Annotated in this window: 16 protein-coding genes; 6 read left to right on the top strand and 10 right to left on the bottom strand. The window is 69.1% G+C overall.

Annotated features, from left to right (window positions below):
• Window positions 1–7: 7 nt before the first annotated feature.
• The 4 genes from IEZ19_RS30320 to IEZ19_RS30335 are packed head-to-tail and all read right to left on the bottom strand — an operon-like array spanning window position 8 to window position 5,508.
• Window positions 8–2,278, bottom strand: a complete 2,271-nt coding sequence (locus IEZ19_RS30320; RefSeq protein WP_189314510.1) for a glycosyl hydrolase family 65 domain-containing protein — start codon at window positions 2,276–2,278, stop codon at window positions 8–10.
• Window positions 2,279–3,151 (bottom strand): carbohydrate ABC transporter permease, encoded by an 873-nt coding sequence (locus IEZ19_RS30325; protein ID WP_189314511.1) that lies wholly within the window; start codon window positions 3,149–3,151, stop codon window positions 2,279–2,281.
• A complete protein-coding gene (locus tag IEZ19_RS30330; protein WP_189314512.1) occupies window positions 3,148–4,101 on the bottom strand; it encodes a carbohydrate ABC transporter permease in 954 nt (317 codons plus the stop codon). Before IEZ19_RS30330 ends, IEZ19_RS30325 begins: the two co-directional genes overlap by 4 nt.
• Before the next feature lie 12 nt (window positions 4,102–4,113).
• A complete protein-coding gene (locus IEZ19_RS30335) occupies window positions 4,114–5,508 on the bottom strand; it encodes an ABC transporter substrate-binding protein (RefSeq protein WP_229841042.1) in 1,395 nt (464 codons plus the stop codon).
• Window positions 5,509–5,994: 486 nt separating this feature from the next.
• Here IEZ19_RS30335 and IEZ19_RS30340 point away from each other — a divergent pair, with 486 nt between their 5' ends.
• Genes IEZ19_RS30340 through IEZ19_RS30355 form a run of 4 tightly spaced genes read left to right on the top strand, consistent with a single transcriptional unit; the run spans window position 5,995 to window position 9,426 of the window.
• Window positions 5,995–7,167 carry a cytochrome P450 gene (locus IEZ19_RS30340; protein WP_189314513.1) on the top strand — a complete coding sequence of 391 codons (1,173 nt, stop codon included), beginning with the start codon at window positions 5,995–5,997 and terminating at the stop codon, window positions 7,165–7,167.
• Window positions 7,164–7,352: a ferredoxin gene (locus IEZ19_RS30345; protein WP_189314514.1), complete on the top strand. Its 189-nt coding sequence runs from the start codon at window positions 7,164–7,166 to the stop codon at window positions 7,350–7,352. The genes IEZ19_RS30340 and IEZ19_RS30345 overlap by 4 nt, the downstream gene beginning before the upstream one ends.
• The gene (locus IEZ19_RS30350; protein ID WP_189314515.1) at window positions 7,349–8,491 is read left to right on the top strand and encodes an NAD(P)/FAD-dependent oxidoreductase; all 1,143 of its coding nucleotides are present in this window, start codon (window positions 7,349–7,351) and stop codon (window positions 8,489–8,491) included. Before IEZ19_RS30345 ends, IEZ19_RS30350 begins: the two co-directional genes overlap by 4 nt.
• An 11-nt stretch (window positions 8,492–8,502) precedes the next feature.
• A complete protein-coding gene (locus IEZ19_RS30355) occupies window positions 8,503–9,426 on the top strand; it encodes a LysR family transcriptional regulator (protein WP_189314516.1) in 924 nt (307 codons plus the stop codon).
• A gap of 47 nt (window positions 9,427–9,473) precedes the next feature.
• Here the strand turns inward: IEZ19_RS30355 and IEZ19_RS30360 are convergent, their stop codons facing one another.
• A complete protein-coding gene (locus tag IEZ19_RS30360) occupies window positions 9,474–10,082 on the bottom strand; it encodes a TetR/AcrR family transcriptional regulator (protein WP_189314517.1) in 609 nt (202 codons plus the stop codon).
• 325 nt (window positions 10,083–10,407) lie between these two features.
• Window positions 10,408–11,094 carry a TetR/AcrR family transcriptional regulator gene (locus IEZ19_RS30365; RefSeq protein WP_189314518.1) on the bottom strand — a complete coding sequence of 229 codons (687 nt, stop codon included), beginning with the start codon at window positions 11,092–11,094 and terminating at the stop codon, window positions 10,408–10,410.
• Between the two features lie 272 nt (window positions 11,095–11,366).
• Between IEZ19_RS30365 and IEZ19_RS30370 the strand changes: the two genes are divergently transcribed.
• Both IEZ19_RS30370 and IEZ19_RS30375 read left to right on the top strand, forming a co-directional pair.
• Complete coding sequence (locus IEZ19_RS30370; RefSeq protein ID WP_229841043.1) at window positions 11,367–11,732, top strand: hypothetical protein; 366 nt, start codon at window positions 11,367–11,369, stop codon at window positions 11,730–11,732.
• A 227-nt stretch (window positions 11,733–11,959) separates the two neighbouring features.
• Window positions 11,960–13,141: an FAD-dependent monooxygenase gene (locus IEZ19_RS30375; protein WP_229841044.1), complete on the top strand. Its 1,182-nt coding sequence runs from the start codon at window positions 11,960–11,962 to the stop codon at window positions 13,139–13,141.
• 325 nt (window positions 13,142–13,466) lie between these two features.
• Here the strand turns inward: IEZ19_RS30375 and IEZ19_RS30380 are convergent, their stop codons facing one another.
• The 4 genes from IEZ19_RS30380 to IEZ19_RS30395 form a co-directional block, all read right to left on the bottom strand.
• Window positions 13,467–14,372: an alcohol dehydrogenase catalytic domain-containing protein gene (locus tag IEZ19_RS30380; protein ID WP_229841045.1), complete on the bottom strand. Its 906-nt coding sequence runs from the start codon at window positions 14,370–14,372 to the stop codon at window positions 13,467–13,469.
• 376 nt (window positions 14,373–14,748) lie between these two features.
• On the bottom strand, window positions 14,749–15,789 hold the full coding sequence (locus IEZ19_RS30385) for an NAD(P)-dependent alcohol dehydrogenase (RefSeq protein WP_189314521.1): 1,041 nt from the start codon (window positions 15,787–15,789) through the stop codon (window positions 14,749–14,751).
• 36 nt (window positions 15,790–15,825) lie between these two features.
• Complete coding sequence (locus IEZ19_RS30390; protein WP_189314522.1) at window positions 15,826–16,611, bottom strand: SDR family NAD(P)-dependent oxidoreductase; 786 nt, start codon at window positions 16,609–16,611, stop codon at window positions 15,826–15,828.
• 7 nt (window positions 16,612–16,618) lie between these two features.
• Window positions 16,619–17,308: a TetR/AcrR family transcriptional regulator gene (locus tag IEZ19_RS30395; protein WP_189314523.1), complete on the bottom strand. Its 690-nt coding sequence runs from the start codon at window positions 17,306–17,308 to the stop codon at window positions 16,619–16,621.
• Between the last annotated feature and the right edge of the window lie 244 nt (window positions 17,309–17,552).

The following is a 17,552-nucleotide window of genomic DNA, read 5'->3' on the forward strand; positions in this document are numbered from 1 at the left end:
GGCGCGGTCACCTATGCGGAGTGGGCGTCCGCGTGGCAACCGTGACCTGTCCTCCGGTCGGCACGTGCCGCAGTGTGCCCGCCGTCTCCACCGGGAGCGGTTCACCCGCGTGCAGCCGCACCGTCGTGCCGTCGTGCCGGATGTCCACGTCGAAGACACGGTCCCGCCAGCGGAGCCGCCGCAGCGTGATTCCGTCCAGCGGGCCGGGCAGGATCGGCGCGAGGACCACTCGGTCGGCGCGCCAGCGAAGTCCCGAGTAGCCGTGGAGGAACTCCTGCAGCAGGCCGCCGTGGCCGGTCAGGAAGGTGAAGGCACCCCCGGTCCGGGCCTCGGCGAACTGCTCGAAGGGCGGTCTGACGAACGGGTCCACGCTGCGCCGGGTGTACTCGAAGGCTGCCTCGGCGTGGCCGAGTTCGGCAAGGACGATGGAGTGGACCGAGTCCGTCATCGACGGCCCGTCCTCGTGCGTACGGGGCGCGTAGTACTCCAGGTCGGCTCGAGTGACCTCGGGGGACTGAGGGTTCTCCCACGGATGGACGAGCATCACCACGTCGGCCTGTTTGATCATTCGGCCCTCGTACCCGGCGAACTCCGGGTGGATGCCCTGCACTTCGTCGAACGGGACGACGATGCGGTCCGCGGTCTCGGCCCACCGCGGGTCGGCACTCTCGCCGAGGGCCTCGGCCGCCCGGGCGGCGAAGCGCAGGGTTTCTCGCGCGGCGACGTTCGTGTAGACGGAGTCGTCGTGCGGTCCGACCGCGTACTCGTCCGGGGGGATCACGCCGTTGATGTGGCAGCGGCCCTCAGGGTCCGTGGTGACGCGGCTCGCCCAGAAGTCCGCGATCGCGCTCAGCACGGGGAGTCCCGTCATGCGTAGCCATCCCCGGTCGCCGGTGGCGAGCCAGTACTGCCAGAAGGCCAGGGCCACATCGGCACTGACGTGCTGTTCCAGGCGCCCGAACGGCGCCCATTCGGGGGTGTCCTCGGCCCCCGTGAGTCCGCTCTCCCAGGGGAAACGCGCACCCCGGTGGCCCGCGGCGGCAGCGGCGGCGCGGGCCGCGTCGAGCCGGGCGGCCCGGTAGTCGAGGACGCTGCGCGCGATGTGCGGGTGCTGGGCGAGCAGACCGGGCCAGATCCAGGTCTCGGTGTCCCAGAAGACGTGGCCGTTGTAGCCGTCGCTGGACAGCCCGCAGGGCGAGGGCGACCAGGGCGAGTCCTCGCGCACGCTGGTGAGGAGGTAGAACTTCGAGGCCCGCACGCGACGCTGCAGCTGGGGGTTGCCGCTGACGACGATGTCGCCCTCCCATTCGCGCCGCCAGGAACGGCGGTTGTCTTCGGCCAGCCGCACGTGTCCGTCGCGGGCCGCCTCGTCCGCGTGGGCCCGGGCGGTGCTCAGGGGCCGGTCCGCCGTGTGGGACGTGACCACTGACACGTACTTGGTGAAGGTCAGAGGACGTCCCGGGAACGTGCGGACGGAGATCGTCTGCGTCGCGGTGCCGTCCCGTGCCGGGACGGGCTCGTCGTGCCCGGGCCCGTGCAGGACGCAGACGAGCGCGGCCTGGACGCCGCTGCCCTCGGCTTCCACGACCGTCCAGTTCCGCCCGTGCCCCGCGCCCCGTTCCACGGTCCGGGTGCGCAATGCGCCACGCTCGTCCAGCGCGTCGGTGACGACGAGCTCACCCGCCCAGTGCGGCGTGACCGTCACGCTCACGACGCCCACGGAGGGTCTGGACCGGTCGGTGAACACCTCGTAGCGCACGTCGGTGACCCGGCCCGCCGGCGAGGTCCAGCGCGCCTCGGTGACGATCGCTCCGGTGCGCAGGTCCAGGCACTGCCGGTACCGCTCGATGCCTCGGGCCGCTCCGACGCCCGGACTGGTCACGGGGGCCCAGTCGCCGCCGACGAGCCGTTCGGCCTCGTCCGTCGCGGCCTCGTGCGCGCCGGGCGGGCGGGTGAACGCGGCGTTGAAGGAACCGCTGCCGTCGCTCACGTCGAGCGTGGACCACGCAGGCAGCGACGCCTTGCGGGACCAGGTGCCTTCCCGGCCGGTGTAGAAGCCGGCCACGTGGAACTGGGTGCGTACGGGAGTCTCGGCGAAGCCGTTGCCGGCCGCCGGAACGCGTACGGCGAAAAGGCCGTTGCCGGTGAAGGCGGGGTGGTAGCCGACGAGGGCCGTGAGGTGGGGGTCCCGGTGGCCGAAGGGCCGGAGAAGGTCGTCCGTGGACAGTACCCAAGGGTCGACGGCCGGGGCGGGCCCGCCCCTGGTCGGGTCGTTCAATTACTTCAGCCCTCCTGCCGTGAGGCCGTCCACGATCCGCCGTTGGAAGAACAGCACGGCCACGACGAGCGGCAGGGTCACCACGACCCCGGCGGCCATCTGTGTGCCGAACGGCTGGTCGTACTTGTACTGGCCGGTGAAGAGGGACACGATCACGTTGGCCGTCATCATGTGACGGTCGTTCACCACACTGACGGCGATGAGGAATTCGTTCCAGGCGCTGATGAAGACGAGGATGGCCGTGGTGAAGACGCCCGGCGCGGCGAGCGGAAGCACGACCTTGCGAAACGCCTGCGCCGGTGTGCAGCCGTCGACCTGAGCTGCCTTCTCCAGCTCGGCGGGCATCTGGCGGAAGAACGCGGTGAGGTTCCACACGGCCAGCGGCAGGGCGAAGCTCATGCTCGGGACGATCATCGCCTGGTAGGTGTTGATCCAGCCGGCGTCCGTGAAGAGCCGCAACAGGGGGACCACCAGGATGATCGGCGGGAACATCGACGCCGCGATGATCAGCGTCAGGATCAGTGTCTTGCCGCGGAAGTGCAGCCGTGCCAGGGCGTATCCGGCGAAGATCCCGACGATCAGCGTGGCCGCGGTGGTCACCCCGGCGACGACGAGGCTGTTGACCAGGGCCCGGCCGAATCCGTTGTGCGGGTCGAAGGCCGCCGTGTAGTTGTCGACCGAGGCCGGCGCGGGCAGCGGCGCGTTCGAGAACTGGTCGGCCGGCCTGCGCAGGCTGGAGACCACCATCCAGTAGAACGGCGCGACGCAGTATGCGACGACCGCGGCGATGCCGAACCGCCGGGCCCAGGCTCCGCCCCCGCCGCCCCCGCTCACCCGGCGCTTCGAGAGTCGTGTGAGAGACAGCGTGCTCATGGCTCACTCCTGGTGCCCCGGCCGAGCAGGTCGGCGCCGAACAGCTTCACGAACGCGAGGGCGACGACGGCGATGTAGACGAACAGGACGGCCGCGTACGCCGCGGCCGAGCCGAAGCGCAGATTGGTCATTTCGTTGAAAGCGATCATCGACAGCGTCTCGACCGAGTGCTTGCGCGGCCCCACCAGGACGTACGGCAGGTCGAACATGCGCAGGACATCCAGGAGGCGGAACAGCACGGCGACCACGAGGGCGGGCCGGACCAGGGGCAGGGTGATCCGCCAGAAGACACGCCACGCGGAGGCGCCGTCGACGCGGGCGGCCTCGTACAGTTCACCGGGAATGATCTGCAGGCCGGCGAGGACGAGCAGGCCGATGAACGGTGCGGTCTTCCACGTGTCGGCGATGACCACGGACAGCCAGGCGTGGAACCCCTCACTGCTCCACAGCACTTGGGTGCCGAGGAGTTCGTTGGCGACTCCCTGGCTGTTGAAGATCCACTTCCAGAGCATGCCGGAGATCGCGGTGGGGATGGCCCAGGGCACGAGGACGGCGGCGCGGACGAGCGCGCGGCCCCGGAACGCACGGTGCATCACCAGGGCCATGGACACGCCGATGAGGACTTCGAGGGAGACCGAGGCCAGGGCGAACGACGTGGTGTTCCACCAAGGCCGCAGCAGCCGGTCGTCCGTGAAGACGGTGGCGTAGTTGCCCATTCCGTAGTGAGAGGTGGTCGCCACAAAGCCGGTGCGCGGATCAATGCCTTCGGTGGACACCTGGAACGACAGCCGCAGAGCGGCCACCACCGGGTAGCCGATGACCAGGGCGAGGACCAGAAGCGTCGGCGAGAGCAGGGCCGCGGCCAGGCGGCCGGTCCCGGCCCGGCGCGAGGTGCGCGGGGGCCGGGACGCCGGGGCCGTGCGCCCCGGCGTCGAGGCGATGACGGTCACGAGCGGGCCCGCCTACTTCTCGGCGATCGCCGCAGAGAGGTTCTTCTGCATGTCGGCGAGGGCGGAGTCGACGGGCTTCGAGCCGCTCAGCGCGGCCGCGGCGCTCTCCTGAATGGCCGCCGTGGCGTCCCCGTAGTGCACCACGACCGGGCGGGGTGTCGCCGAGGCCAGTGACTGCTTCAGCGTGTCCAGGTACGGGAACTGCTTGCGCAGCGCCGGGTCGTCGTAGAGGTCGGTGTACGGCGGGGCCGCCGAGGTGACCTTCAGGTTGGTGCGGGCGTTCTCCTCGTTGGAGAAGAACTTGATGAAGTCGAGCGCGGTCGCCTTGTGCTTGGCGAACTTGCTGATCGCGAGGTCGAGTCCGCCGAGGCTCGACCTGCCGGGCCCCGTGAGGCCGGGCAGCGGGGCGACGCCGAACTTGCCGGCGACCTTGCTGGAGCCGTCCTTGGCATTGGCCAGCGTCCACTGGTACGGCCACTGCCGGTGGAAAAGCAGCTTGCCCGCCTGAAAGGCACGCCGGCCGTCCTCCTCCTGATAGGTGGCGGCCTGCTGGGGGATGGTGCCGTCCTTGAAGCCGTCGACGAGGAACTGAAGGCCCTTCTTGGCGGCTTCAGTGTCGACCGTCGCCTTGCCCTTGGCATCGACGACACTGCCGCCTGCGGAGGCCACGGCCTCGGAGAAGTTGACGGTGAGCCCCTCGTACTTGTCGAACTGACCGGCGTAGCAACCGATGCCCTTGCCCTCGGGGAGCCCGCGGACCTTCGCGCAGTCCTGCTTCATCTCGGCCCAGGTGGTGGGTGGTTGGGCGCCGATCTTGTCGAGCAGGTCCGTGCGGTAGAAGAGCAGTCCGGCGTTGGTGTTGAACGGGATCGCGTACTGTCTGCCGAAGTAGTTTCCGGTCTTCACGACGGCGGGGATCATCTTGCCGAGCGGGAACTCCTTGGCCGGCAGCTCGTCGATCCACTGGTTCGCGGCGAACTCGGCAACCCAGATCGGGTCGAGGTTGAGCACGCTGTAGGCGTCCGACTTGGTCTGGGCGTTCTGGATGAACTGCTGACGCTGTTGGTCGGCGCTCTCGGGCAGTTCGACAAGGGTGACCTTCTCGGCGGGGTGCTGCTTGTTCCAGCGGTCCAGCTGCCCTTGCAAGGTGCCGGTGGTGTCCTTGCCCGTGGCGAGGGTGATCGGGCCGCGGTCGTTCGATTTCTTCGGGCCGTCCTTGGAGTCGGACGAACCCGAGTCGCCGCATCCGGCGAGCACCGATGCGCACACCATTGCGGCCATGACCGCCGCGGCCCGCGGCCGCGGCCTCGTTCCCCCGTGACCCGCGGGTGTCCGCCCCACACCCAACACGATCCGCAACGAACTCACCGTGCCCTCCTCGCTGTTGATCTGCAGGTCGCGGGCCACACCACAACACGGCTCCCGGCGGCGGCTCGTCGACGACGCAACCCGATTTGATCGTTCAAGATGGCCTCGGGAGCGCGTCCCGTCAACCCCCCGGGAAGGCAATATTCCCTCTCCAACTGACACTTCCGCGCCGCTTCAGGACCGTCCAGGCTGTTCCATCCTTTCCGTCGCCCATCAGAAATTTGATCGTTCATATACGGCTTGCCCGTTCGGGAAGCCTGCTTCCGGCGGTCCGGCAGCACGACGTAGACACGGGAGTCGGCGGACAAGGAACACACCGATCAGGCGGCCGCGCCTGCCAGGGGGATCAGTCCGCGACCGCGACAGACAGTCTGTGCCACCAGTGACCGCAGTCATCGGAGCAGAAGCGCTCGAGACGGCGTCGGTCGGCACGTGGCGCACGGCGGTCTGTTATGCACCGCGTGCATAAAGCCGCATGTAAATCATTCACTTGTTGGATGTCAGGTAAGTCTCTTCACTGGTGCCATGACCATCCCACCCGCTTCCGGCATCGACCTCTTCGCCGACGAGGTCGTGCTCGATCCCTATCCGGTGTACGCCGGCCTACGGGAACAGGGCTCCGTCGTCCACCTCCCGAAGAACGACGTCTACGTGCTGACGCGGTACGACGCCATCCGTGGCGTACTCGCGGACTGGGAGTCGTTCTCCTCGACCTCGATCGGGTTCAACCCGACGGTCAACGAGGCGCTCACCGGCACCTCGCTCGCGTCCGATCCGCCGACGCACACCCAACTGCGTGCCACGCTCACCGAGAATCTCTCGCCGCGGGCGCTGCGTGGCCTGAAGGGCCAGATCGAGGCGAAGGCGGATGCTGCGGTCGCCGAGCTTGTCGAGAAGGGCTCCTTCGAGGCGATCGATGCCCTCGCTCGGGCATTCCCGCTGGAGGTCGTCGCGGACCTGATCGGCTTCACGGGGCACGTGCGCGACAACATGCTGCGCTGGGGGCAGGCCGCCATGCAGGTCATCGGTCCGATGAACCAGCGCACGGCCGAGAGCTTCCCGATCGCCGGCGAGCTCTACGGCTGGTGCTCCCAAGTCAGGTCCGCCGACCTGGCCGAGGGGTCCGTGGGCCGCGGCATCTTCGACGCCGAGGCGCGTGGCGCCATCCCGCCGAACACGGCCGGCCACATCATCCACCAGTACCTCGGTGCCGGCGTCGACACCACGGTGTCGGCGCTCGGCAACATCGTCGCCCTCTTCGGCACGCACCCCGACCAACTCGAACTGGTCCGCGAGGACCCGTCGCTGGTGCCGGCGGCATTCAACGAGGTGCTGCGCTTCTGGACGCCCGTCCACGCCTGGGGCCGACGCGCCACCAAGAACGTCGACATCGACGGGATCGCCGTCCCCGCGGGTGCGCAGATCGCGATCCTGTTCGGCGCCGGCAACCGCGACCCCCGGCACTATCAGGACCCGGATGCGTTCCTGGTGAAGCGCAATCCGATCGACCATCTCTCGTTCGGCTACGGCCCGCACGGCTGCGCGGGCCAGGGACTCGCCCGCCTGGAGGCTCACGCGGTGATCGAGGCGCTGTCCCGGCGCGTCAAGCGCCTCGTCGTCGGACCCGCGGTGCGCGTCCCCAGCAACATCACCCGGAGCATCGAGGAACTCCCCGTCCTGGAAGTGATTCCCGCATGAAGATCGTTCTTGACCGGCCCCGCTGTGAGGGTCACGGCCTGTGTGAGGAAGCGGCCCCACAGCTCATGCACCTCGACGACGAGGGCGAGTTGGTGCTCGACCGCGAGGAGGTCGGCGAAGCCGACGCGGCTCTGGCGCACGCCGCTGTGCGTATGTGTCCGGTCGCGGCGCTGAGGGTCGCATGATCGGCGGCTCGATCGACCGCGTCGTTGTCGTCGGCAACGGGATTGCCGGGCTCACCGCGGCCGATACCCTCCGTGAGGCCGGCTTCGACGGCGAGTTGACCGTCGTCGGCGGCGAACCGCACCCGGCGTACAGCCGCCCGGCCTTGTCGAAGGCTCTCTTGCTCGACAGCGGTGACCTGTCGTCTCACGAGCTTCCGCCGGCCGGCCACGGGGGGACCCAACTCCTGGGCGTACGTGCGACCGGACTCCGCCTCGATCGTCGGCTCGTCATTCTGGACGACGGTACGGCTCTGCCGTACGACCGCGTCGTCCTTGCCACTGGCTCCCGGGCGCGGCGATTGTCCGACCTTCCCGAGGAGCTCACCTTGCGTGGCCTCGATGACGCGCTGTCCCTGCGAAGCCGGTTGGCGGGCCGGCCGCCGGTCGTGGTGGTGGGCGGGGGCCCGCTCGGGATGGAGATCGCCTCGGGGTGCCTGGCCGCGGGCTGTCGGGTCACCCTCGTCTCCCAAGGCGTGCCGCTGATCCTCCAGTTCGGTCCGTACCTGGCCGGCGTCTTCGTCAAGGCCGCCCTGGACCTCGGGCTCACCATCGTCCAGACCGGGTCGGCACGGATCGAACAGCGTGAAGGGGGCGCCCGGGTCGTCCTTGACGACGGCGCCGTCCTCGAGGCGGAGACGCTGGTGAGCGCCGTCGGCGACGTGCCCGACACGGAGTGGCTGGCGGACACGGGACTTGTGGCGAGGGGTGCCATCCACGTCGACTCGTGTGGCCTTGTCCGCCCCGACATCGCAGCCGTCGGTGACCTCGCGGCGTTCCCGACTCCGTACGGCCGGCGCCGTATTCCCCTGTGGAGCAGTGCGATCGAGCAGGCGAAGGTCGCCGCCACCGCACTTGTTCGCGGCGAAGACGCGCCCCCGCTCCGGTTCCAGCCGTACTTCTGGACCGAGCAGTTCGGACTCAGTCTCAAGGCGGTGGGCCGGCTGCCGCTGCAGGGGGAACCGACGTACGTCGACGGAGGGCCCGGCGGTGGGCCGGCGTTGATGCGCTGGTCGCACGAGGACGGCAGTGGTGTGGCCGCGGCGCTCAACTACCGGATCGCGATTCCCCGGCTGCGTCGTATGAGCCGGACTGCCGCGTAAGGTTCGTCCCCATGGGCGACGTCGGAGAGGGGGGCACGGGTTCGGGGCTGGATCGACTGGCATCGGTCAACCTCAACCTGTTGGTGCCCCTCCTCGCGCTCCTCGAGGAGCGTTCGGTGACCAGGGCGGCCGAGCGGGTCGGTCTGTCACAACCGGCTATGAGCCATGCGCTGACGAGGATGCGGCGGCTGCTGGGTGACGACCTCGTCATCCGGCAGGGGACAGGCGTCACGCTGACCCCGCGGGCGCTGGAGCTGATCGCGCCGCTGCGCAGTGCCCTGCAACAGACGGCACACATCGTGAACTTTCCGTGCTTCGATCCCGCCACGGATCGGCGCGTCATCACGATCGCCATGACGAACAGCACGGCGTTCGTCGTCGGCCCTCACCTGACGCGGCTCGTGGCGGAGCGTGCTCCTCACGCCACGTTGCGGCTGCGTACGATCACGGTGCCGACCGAGGCGACCTTCACGGACAAGGGCGTCGATGTCGTGCTGATCTCCGAGGGGCACTTCTCGCTGCACCCGCGCGAGCGGCTGTACGACGATCGTTGTGTGGTGGTGGCCTCAGCTGACACGCCACCGGAAGCCGGCGCCCTCGACCTCCTGACCACACAGCCGCACATCGTCGTCGACACTGATCGGCGGGTCTTCCCCTATCCCGTGCTCGAGGACGAGGGCGTCCCCTACCGCGTCGGCCAACTGGTGTCCGACTTCCTGCTGGTCCCTTATCTGGTCGCACGCGCGGGCGGCGTCGCCCTCCTGCGCTTCCGGGTCGCCGACGCCATGCGGACGCTCGTCGACCTGCGGATCGAGGAGTTCCCGTTCCCGCTCCCCGGGCTCGGGATCGACATGGTCTGGAACCCTCGACTGGCTGATCAGTACTTCATCGAGTGGCTTCGGGCGCTGCTGTTCGACGTCGCAATGCATCTTTGACGCCGACGGCGTGCACTGCGGCGGATCAGGAAAGGAAAGGGGATCGGTCAGGTCAGCAGCCGCACCCAACTGGCGCTCAGCTCGTCGAGCATCTGCTCACGTGTGAGGTTCCAGTCGGCGCGATCCCAGTTCTGGGCGACGAAGTCGAGCTGGGCCATCGCAAGAACGCCCCTGAAGTGGCGTTGATGGGGCTGGAGCCGGCCGGCCTGCGACAGTCCGTCCTCGATGTCGCTGATGGCTTCCTCTATCCATCGTTCGACCAGGTCGGTGAGTTCTCGGTCGACCGCCGCGGCATCGCGGCCGATGCGAATGATCGGGCGGATGGCCGGCCAGCTGTCGGCGGTCCGCCGCAGCCACGCCGTGATCGCCTCCGGCGTCCCATCGGCGACGGTGGCGACGAGGTCCTTCGCCGTGGAGCCGTGCTCGGGGGAGCGGACGCGCTGCAGCGCCTCGTTGAGCCGCTCGTCGATGAGCGCCTTCATCAGTTCGCTGCGGGAAGGGAAGTATGCGTAGAAGGTCACTCGTGTGGTGCCCGCCGCGGTCGCGATGTCGTCGACCGTGGTGGCGGCGTACCCCTTCGACTTGAACAGCTCGAGCCCTGAGTCCAGCAGCAGGCGGCGCGTCATCTGCTTCTGCGCCTCACGAAGGTTCGCCATGGTCGCATCCTAACGCGTCGTTGTACGTTGAGCGGACGTATCGACTTGATGCGATACATGGCGCATGAAACTCTGACGAGAAGTAAGCCGATGCCTGCCGCTCATGCGTTTTTGGTGACGGGCAGGCGGGACCTGCACTCCCTGACCGCGCCGGCTGTGGTCTCAGTCATGCCCTGCCGATGCGGTAATGGCTTGGCTGGTCAGGGAGTTGGATGAGGTCATTCCGTACGCTGCGGCGTCGCGCCTCGCCATGCGCGCTCGGTACGGCCTACGGCACCATCGACAGAGATCGTCCCCGCAGGGGGGCGACTTCTGCGCGGCCGACTCACCCGCCTGGCGATCCATCACGGTCTGCGCGGGCGGGTCCTTCCGAGACCGGGAGGTGGCCGTGCAAGAGGAGGCTGACGAGCTGGTCCACCACCGCCTCGCCCGGCGGTATGCGGTTCACCGCGGCCAGGTACACGACCGTCCCGGAGTAGATGTCGACCATCAGTGACGTATCGGTGTCCGGCGGCAACCGGCCTTCGAGGCGGGCCTGCTCCAGCAGGTTCACGACCGACGCGCGGCGGGGTTCGATGAGCTCGGCGAAGGCTTTCGTGCCGGTGGGATCCTCGATCACGTCGGCGAGAAGCGCCGGGAGGATCAGGCAAGTGGGCATGGCGGAGACGAGCTCGATCGTGAGACGGACGGCGGTGCGCAGGTCGGCATCGAGGTCGCCGGTCTCGTGGATGGGAGGCAGGGGGACTTCCCCGCTGAGGGCCTCGATCACGAGTGCGGCCTTGTTCGGCCACCACCGGTAGATGGTGGCCTTGCTGACTCCGGCCCGCCGGGCGATACCTTCGAAGGCCAGCCGCTGGTATCCGACCTCGCCGAGGAGGTCTTTCGTGGCTCGGAGTACGGCTTCGTGAGACTCCCGGCGGCGCCGCCGCGAGTCAGGCGTGATGCGGTCGGGCTGGGCGTACTCAGGAGCCAAAGCGCTCTGATGGCCGTCCTGGGGTCTGGGAGTGTCCACCGCATGCCTCCCTTGTGAGCCACTGGCACCCGTTGACTTTGCCCGGAAAATGGCTCTATGTTTAACGAAACGGGGCGTTTCGTACCGTATGCTCCGTCTTGTACTCAATAGTAAGATCCGTAAGCCTGCCAGGAAACTGCTGCGACGATGTTCAGCACGTCCGGCGGGTGGGTCACTGCGCGTCAGACCCGCGCGCAGGATCTGGCGCGTACGGGCGTTCCCCCCGAGTGCCCGAGATCCCTGTTCCGCCCCCCCGGAAGGGGGACATCATTATGCGCGCAACTACGAGCAGGATGCGGCGAATAGCCGCTGTGGTCTGCACGGCGCCCATCCTTGCCATCGCGGCCGGAGCCGGCGCTGCCAGCGCGGCCGCTTTCCCGTCGTCGTCCCATGTCGCTTCGGCTCCCGACAGCACGGTCCGGGGAGATGGCTGCTTCTTCGGTGACGGCTGGGGTTGGGGAAGCCGCTGCTTCTTCGGTGACGGCTGGGGCTGGGGCTTCCATCACAGCTTCGAAGGTCACCACGGCTTCGGTGGCGACCACGGCTTCGAAGGTAACCACGGCTTCGGTGGCGATCACGGCTTCGGTGGCGACCACGGCGGTGGTGGTGACCACGGCGGTGGCGGGCATGGCTACTGACGCTCCAGCGCAGTGAGCTCGCGAACTATCTGCGGCAGTTTTGTGAGTGCTGCATCCGGATGCCCGGACATCTCGGGCATCCGGACCCGTCTGGAGTGGCAGACCTCCCATCCGACCGGTAGTCGGGGCGGTGTGCAGCGGTGAGGATCGTGTGCGTCGGTGCGGGGCCCGCGGGGCTGTACTTCGCGATCTCGGCCAAGTTGCGCGATGCCGGGCACGAGATCACCGTGTACGACCGCGACCCGCCCGCGGCCACCTACGGCTGGGGCGTCGTGTACTGGGACGACCTGTTGGACGTCCTCTATCGCAACGATCCGGAAAGCGCCCGGGAGGTCACCGCCAGGTCCGTGCTGTGGCAGGACCAGGAGGTGCGTGTGCACGGCTCGGGCGGCGAGCAGACGGCGTACTTCGGGGGCTACGGATACAGCATGAGCCGATCCGCATTGCTCGACGTCCTGGCCCGGCGTGCCTTGCAGCTCGGCGTCGACGTCCAGTACGGCCACCGCGTCGCAGATCTCTCGACCCTTCCCGAAGCGGACCTTCTCGTTGCTGCCGACGGTGCGAACAGCGGGATCCGGGGACAGAGCGCAGCGTTCGGAACTCGCATCGAGGTCGGTCTCAATCCCTACATCTGGCTCGGCACGGACCAGGCGTTCCGCAGCTTCGTGTTCAGCTTCGAGCGGACGTCCGCCGGTTGGATCTGGTTTCACGCCTACCCCTCAGTCGCGGGAATCAGCACCTGCATCGTCGAATGCTCACCGCAGACCTGGCACGGTCTGGGACTCGACGTGCTCGGCCGCGATCAGGGAGTGCGACTGCTGGAGGACCTCTTCAAGCGCGCGCTCGACGGCCACCGCCTGATCAGCCGATCACGGGGTGCACCGGCGCATTGGCAGCGCTTCGCGCATGTGACCAACAAGACCTGGTACCACGGCACGACGGTGCTCGTCGGCGACGCTGCCCACACCACCCACTTCACGCTGGGGTCGGGCACCAGACTGGCGATCATCGATGCGATCGTCCTTGCATACAGCCTGCAGAAATACATTGACGTGGAGGACGCGCTGCGGGAGTACGACCGTCATCGCCGCGCGGAACTCCATCCGGTGCAGGCGGCCTCGCGTACGAGCATGGCGTGGTTCGAGCACGTGGACCAGTACGTCGGCCGCGATGCTGTGGCGTTCGCGCACGCCATGTCGCTACGCCACGGTGGCCAGAATCCCTGGCACCACCAACTCCACCTCGCCACTCAGATCGCTGCGGTACGCACGGCACGGCGCGCCTTTGCCACTGGCCGACGCTGGTACCTCGCCCGCCGGCGAGGCGGCGGGAAGGACGACCAGTCACGTCGAACTGGCCGACTACCGTGCCCGTTCGGACTCGATCAGCGGGGAAACCGTGACGGGTAGACAGTGGGGGCATGGGCCTTCGGCGGTCCTCGGGGCCTCCCCCTGAGTCGTGGACACGCTGATACTGGATCTGCTTGATCCGGAGGAAGCGAGAACACCGCCGATGGCGATGAAGGACTGCTCCGACGAGTTCAAGGCCGATGCCGTGGCCCTGTACGAGTCCATGCCCGGGGCGACGTACATGAGCATCGCCGCTGACCCGGGCATCAACAGGGGTCCGAGGCGTGGCCGTGCGGGCCGGACGGGATCACGGGGCAGCTGTGCGGCGGTCGGAAGCAGCGCGAAGGCGGCCCGTTGCGAAGGCCGCCTCCTCGGTGCGCTGTCCTCAGTCCTCGTAGAGGGCGATGAGCCGGCCGACGACGCCGCCCTGGCGCAGGCGGTCGAGGCCCTCGGGGATCTGGTGGGGCGTGATGCGGTTGAGCGGTGGGTTGAGCTCGCCGGTACCCATGAGGTCGTAGAGCTCTTCCAGGTCCTGCTTGGTGCCGGACTTGGAGCCGAGGATCTGCAGCTGCTTGAGGATGACCTGCTTGGTGTCGATGGTGGCCTCCAGCCGGCCCATGCCGACCTGCACCAGCGTGCCGGACTCTCCCAGGGTCTGCACTGCCTGGGCTGTGGTGCTGCCGAAGCCCGCGTAGTCCACGATGAGCTCGAGGTTCTTGTCGGCGAAGTCGGTGATGGACGCGGCGACACCGGCGAGGCCGATCTCGTCGGCCAGCTCCCGCGTGTCCGGGTTGACCTCGGCGGCGTAGACCTCGGCGCCCTTGAGGACCGCCACGCGGGCGCCGATGTAGCCGAGGCCGCCGAGACCGATCACGCCGACTCGCATGCCCTTCTTCGCGCCGCCGCGGGTGACCATGGCGTGGTAGGAGGTGAGGCCGGCGTCGGTGGCCATGGCACCCAGTTCGAAGGAGACCTGGTCGGGCAGGCGGACCAGGTTGGCGTCGGTGGCGCGGACCTTGGGGCCGTAGCCCCCGTCCCAGGCGCCGTAACCGATGGCGTCGCCGTCCGGCATCATCGGGGAGAGCCCGACGCGGTCGCCGACCTTCCAGTGCTCCATGCCCTTGCCGACCTCGCTGATGACGCCGGCGTTCTCGTGGCCGAGCGTCATGGGGATGCGGGGGAACATGGCCATCCAGCCGGCGTCGTCCAGCGCGCTGACGTCGGAATGGCACAGGCCCGCGGCCTTGACGTCGACGATGACCTCGCCCGGTCCGGCGTGGGGCTCCTCCACCTCCTCCAACGTGAGGGGCTTGTCCGTTCCGTGAAAGCGCCAGGACCTCATGGTGTCGCCTCTTCTTTCGTGCGGGACCAGCTGCGCCGCCCGCGTTTCGTGTGGACAGGAGGGCGATGGCCCTCGCTGTGTGGCTGGAGCTCCAGCCGAGGACACCGCTGAGGCGCTGACCGCAGGCATCGAGGCATGCGGGCACTGCCTGCCCGATGCTGCGCTCGGCCACCTGGACGGCCGGACGCTGTGACGGGCACCTGGAGGGTGTCGGGTGCCAATGGTTTCCGGGGCCGATGGCCGCGGAACGGGCCGGCCGTCGCGTTCTTCGCACGGCGGCCGGCCCCTCCATGCGCATCTGGCACGGCCGGACGCGGGGCCCGGGTCAGCCGTTGGGCAGGATCACCGCGCGGCCGTTGATGCTGCCTTCGTGCAGGCGTTCGTAGGCGAGGGGCGCTTCGTCAAGAGAGAACGTCTCCGTGTGCACCGACACCATGCCCGAGCGGGCCAGGGCCAGAACCTCGACGAGTTCGCTCCGGCTGCCCCAGTACGGGGCATTGACCGACACCTCGAAGGGCAGCCGTCCGAAGCCGACGGGAAGGGCGGCACCACCGATGCCCACGATGGCGATATCACCTTCGACCGCGGCCACGGCACCGGCGACGGCCACCGTGGGCTCCACCCCGACGAAGTCGAACACCGCCTCGGCTCCGATCCCACCGGTGAGTTCGCGCACCGCCGCGGCGGCCTTCGCGTCGGACAGGACCACCTCGTGCGCTCCCACCTCCCGGGCGAGCCGCAGCTTGTCCTCGCTCACGTCGAGGGCCACCACGCGAGCCGGCGTCAGCGCGCGCAGCAACTGGATCGCGACGTGCCCGAGGCCGCCCGTGCCGATGACCACCGCGGTCGATCCCGGCACCAGCCGGGGCAGCGCGCGCTTGATCGCGTGGTACGGCGTCAGCCCCGCGTCGGTCAGAGGGACCGCGGCGACCGGGTCGAGTCCGTTCAGCGGGACCAGGTGCCGCGGGTCGTCGACCAGCATGTACTCGGCCATCGAGCCCGGAGCGCCCAGCCCCGGCGGGTTTATGCCGAGTTCGCCGGCGCGCAGGCAATAGTTCTCCTTGCCCTCGGCGCACTTGACGCACGTACCGCAGCCCCAGGGCCCGTAGACGGCTACCGCCTCACCCTCCGTCAGGCCGGTCACCCCCGCACCGAGCGCGGCGACGGTGCCCACGCCCTCGTGGCCGAGGGTGAGCGGCAGTTCGTAGGGGAAGCCCTCGGCCGGCCAGCTCATCACCGCGATGTCGGAGTGGCACACCCCGGCCGCAGTGACCTTCAACAAGACCTGTCCGGGCCCGGGTTCGGGGTCGGGGACAGACACCACCTCGGGTGCGGATCCGATGGTCCGGTACTGAAGTGCCTTCATGTCGGCGATTCCTTCGCTGTGCGGGTCGGTCGGTGGTCAGACGGCGGTGTAGGCGCCGTCGACCAGGTGGTAGGCACCGTGGACGAACGAGGCCCGGTCGGAGAGCAGGAAGGCGATGAGTTCGGCGACCTCCTCGGAGCGGCCGAGCCGGCCGGCCGGGTGCAGGCCCACCAGGGCCTGGTGGGCGGCTTCGTCCATGCCGTTCAGCAGCGGGGTCTCGATGAAGCCCGGACCGACCGCGTTGACACGGATGCCTCGGGCCGCGTACTCGGCTGCGGCGGCCTTGGTCAGCCCGACGACTCCGTGCTTGGCGGCGACGTAGGCGGGAGAGCCGGCGAAGCCGACGGAACCGAGGATCGATGCCACGTTCACGATCGCGCCGCCCTTGCCGGCGGACTCCATGGCGGGCAGTTCGTAGCGCAACGAGTAGAAGACGCCGTCGAGGTTGGTGCGCACGACGCGCTGATAGGCCTCTATGTCGTACGCGCCCGTCGGCGCGCTCGGACCGCCGATGCCGGCGTTGTTCACGGCGAGGTGCAGTGCGCCGAAGGAGTCCACGGTGAAGGCGACCGCCGCCTCCACGGACTCGGGCTGCGTCACGTCCAGCCGGACGGAGGCGGCCGACATGCCCTCGGCCGTCAGCTCGGCGGCGGCCTTCTCTGCGCCTTCGGCGTTGTAGTCGGCGATGACGACGTTCGCGCCGCCGGCGCCGAGTCGGCGGGCGGTGGCCAGGCCGATGCCGGAGGCGGCGCCGGTGACGAGGGCGGTCCGGCCGGCGAACTCGGTGGCGTAATCGGTGACGAGGGCGGCGGTGGTGTTCATGGTGCGCTCACTTGTCGGTGGTGCTGTCGGCGGCCGCGGACGCGGCCTCCTCGGTCAGGGCGCCGTAGGCCCGCTCGACCAGAGCGGCAAGGTCTGCGGCTGCCGAATCCTCGTCCCCGGCCGTCCGCGCCCACTGGCGCAGCGCGGCGGTGAGGACACCAGCGGCGGCGCCGACGACGACGGCCGGGCGCATGTCCCGGGCGTCGTCGGTACCGAGCCGGTCGACGATGATCCGGATCGACTCCTCCTGGGCGTCGACCCGGATGCGTTCGTAGGCGGCGAACAGGGCGGGCTCCTGGTCCAGCAGCGCGAGCAGCCGCCGGACGTCCGGGCGCAGGTGCCAGGCCGGGTCGTCCCGGTCGGTGAGCCAGGCACGTACGGCCCGGCGGTAGGCCAGCAGGGGCGGCTCGCCGGGCGGGCGCGTGCGCAGCAGGGCGTTGATGCGGTCACCGTCGTCGCGGACGAAGTCCAGGGCGGCTTCCTCCTTGCCGGTGAAGTTCCGGCTGAAGGTACGGCGCGTCACGTCGGCGCGTTCCGAGATCGCCTCCACCGTCGTGTCCGCCAGGCCGCGCTCGAGGATCAGCTCCAATGCGGCGGCGGCCAGCGCGTTGCGCGTCTGCCGAGCCTTGCGCCGCCGACGGTCCTCGGTGACACGAACGCCGGACGGACCACTGGGAGACTGCCGCATTGCCGTCATGCCCTCACGGTAACACGAATATGTCCCATGGGGACATGTGTCTCGATGGGACATCACAGGCAAATCTTCGACGTCGGGCACACCATCCAGGCCGTGTGGCAGCTGCCGCGTAGGCACGGCTGGTCCGCGCAGGCGCCCGTGGCGCTGGAGTGGGACGAGGGGACCATCGCGGCGTGGAAGGCCGAGGTGCGGCCGGAGGGCGAAGGATGCCACCAGAGGTACCCAACCCGTCTGGCCACCCACG

It is taken from the genome of Streptomyces brasiliensis (assembly GCF_014647875.1).
Classification (GTDB): domain Bacteria; phylum Actinomycetota; class Actinomycetes; order Streptomycetales; family Streptomycetaceae; genus Streptomyces; species Streptomyces brasiliensis.

Coding starts and splice junctions, on each gene's coding strand:
- IEZ19_RS30325 (WP_189314511.1), bottom strand. CDS start 3,151: ATGAGCACGCTGTCTCTCACACGACTCTCGAAGCGCCGGGTGAGCGGG.
- IEZ19_RS30340 (WP_189314513.1), top strand. CDS start 5,995: ATGACCATCCCACCCGCTTCCGGCATCGACCTCTTCGCCGACGAGGTC.
- IEZ19_RS30345 (WP_189314514.1), top strand. CDS start 7,164: ATGAAGATCGTTCTTGACCGGCCCCGCTGTGAGGGTCACGGCCTGTGT.
- IEZ19_RS30350 (WP_189314515.1), top strand. CDS start 7,349: ATGATCGGCGGCTCGATCGACCGCGTCGTTGTCGTCGGCAACGGGATT.
- IEZ19_RS30355 (WP_189314516.1), top strand. CDS start 8,503: ATGGGCGACGTCGGAGAGGGGGGCACGGGTTCGGGGCTGGATCGACTG.
- IEZ19_RS30360 (WP_189314517.1), bottom strand. CDS start 10,082: ATGGCGAACCTTCGTGAGGCGCAGAAGCAGATGACGCGCCGCCTGCTG.
- IEZ19_RS30370 (WP_229841043.1), top strand. CDS start 11,367: ATGCGCGCAACTACGAGCAGGATGCGGCGAATAGCCGCTGTGGTCTGC.
- IEZ19_RS30385 (WP_189314521.1), bottom strand. CDS start 15,789: ATGAAGGCACTTCAGTACCGGACCATCGGATCCGCACCCGAGGTGGTG.
- IEZ19_RS30390 (WP_189314522.1), bottom strand. CDS start 16,611: ATGAACACCACCGCCGCCCTCGTCACCGATTACGCCACCGAGTTCGCC.
- IEZ19_RS30395 (WP_189314523.1), bottom strand. CDS start 17,308: ATGACGGCAATGCGGCAGTCTCCCAGTGGTCCGTCCGGCGTTCGTGTC.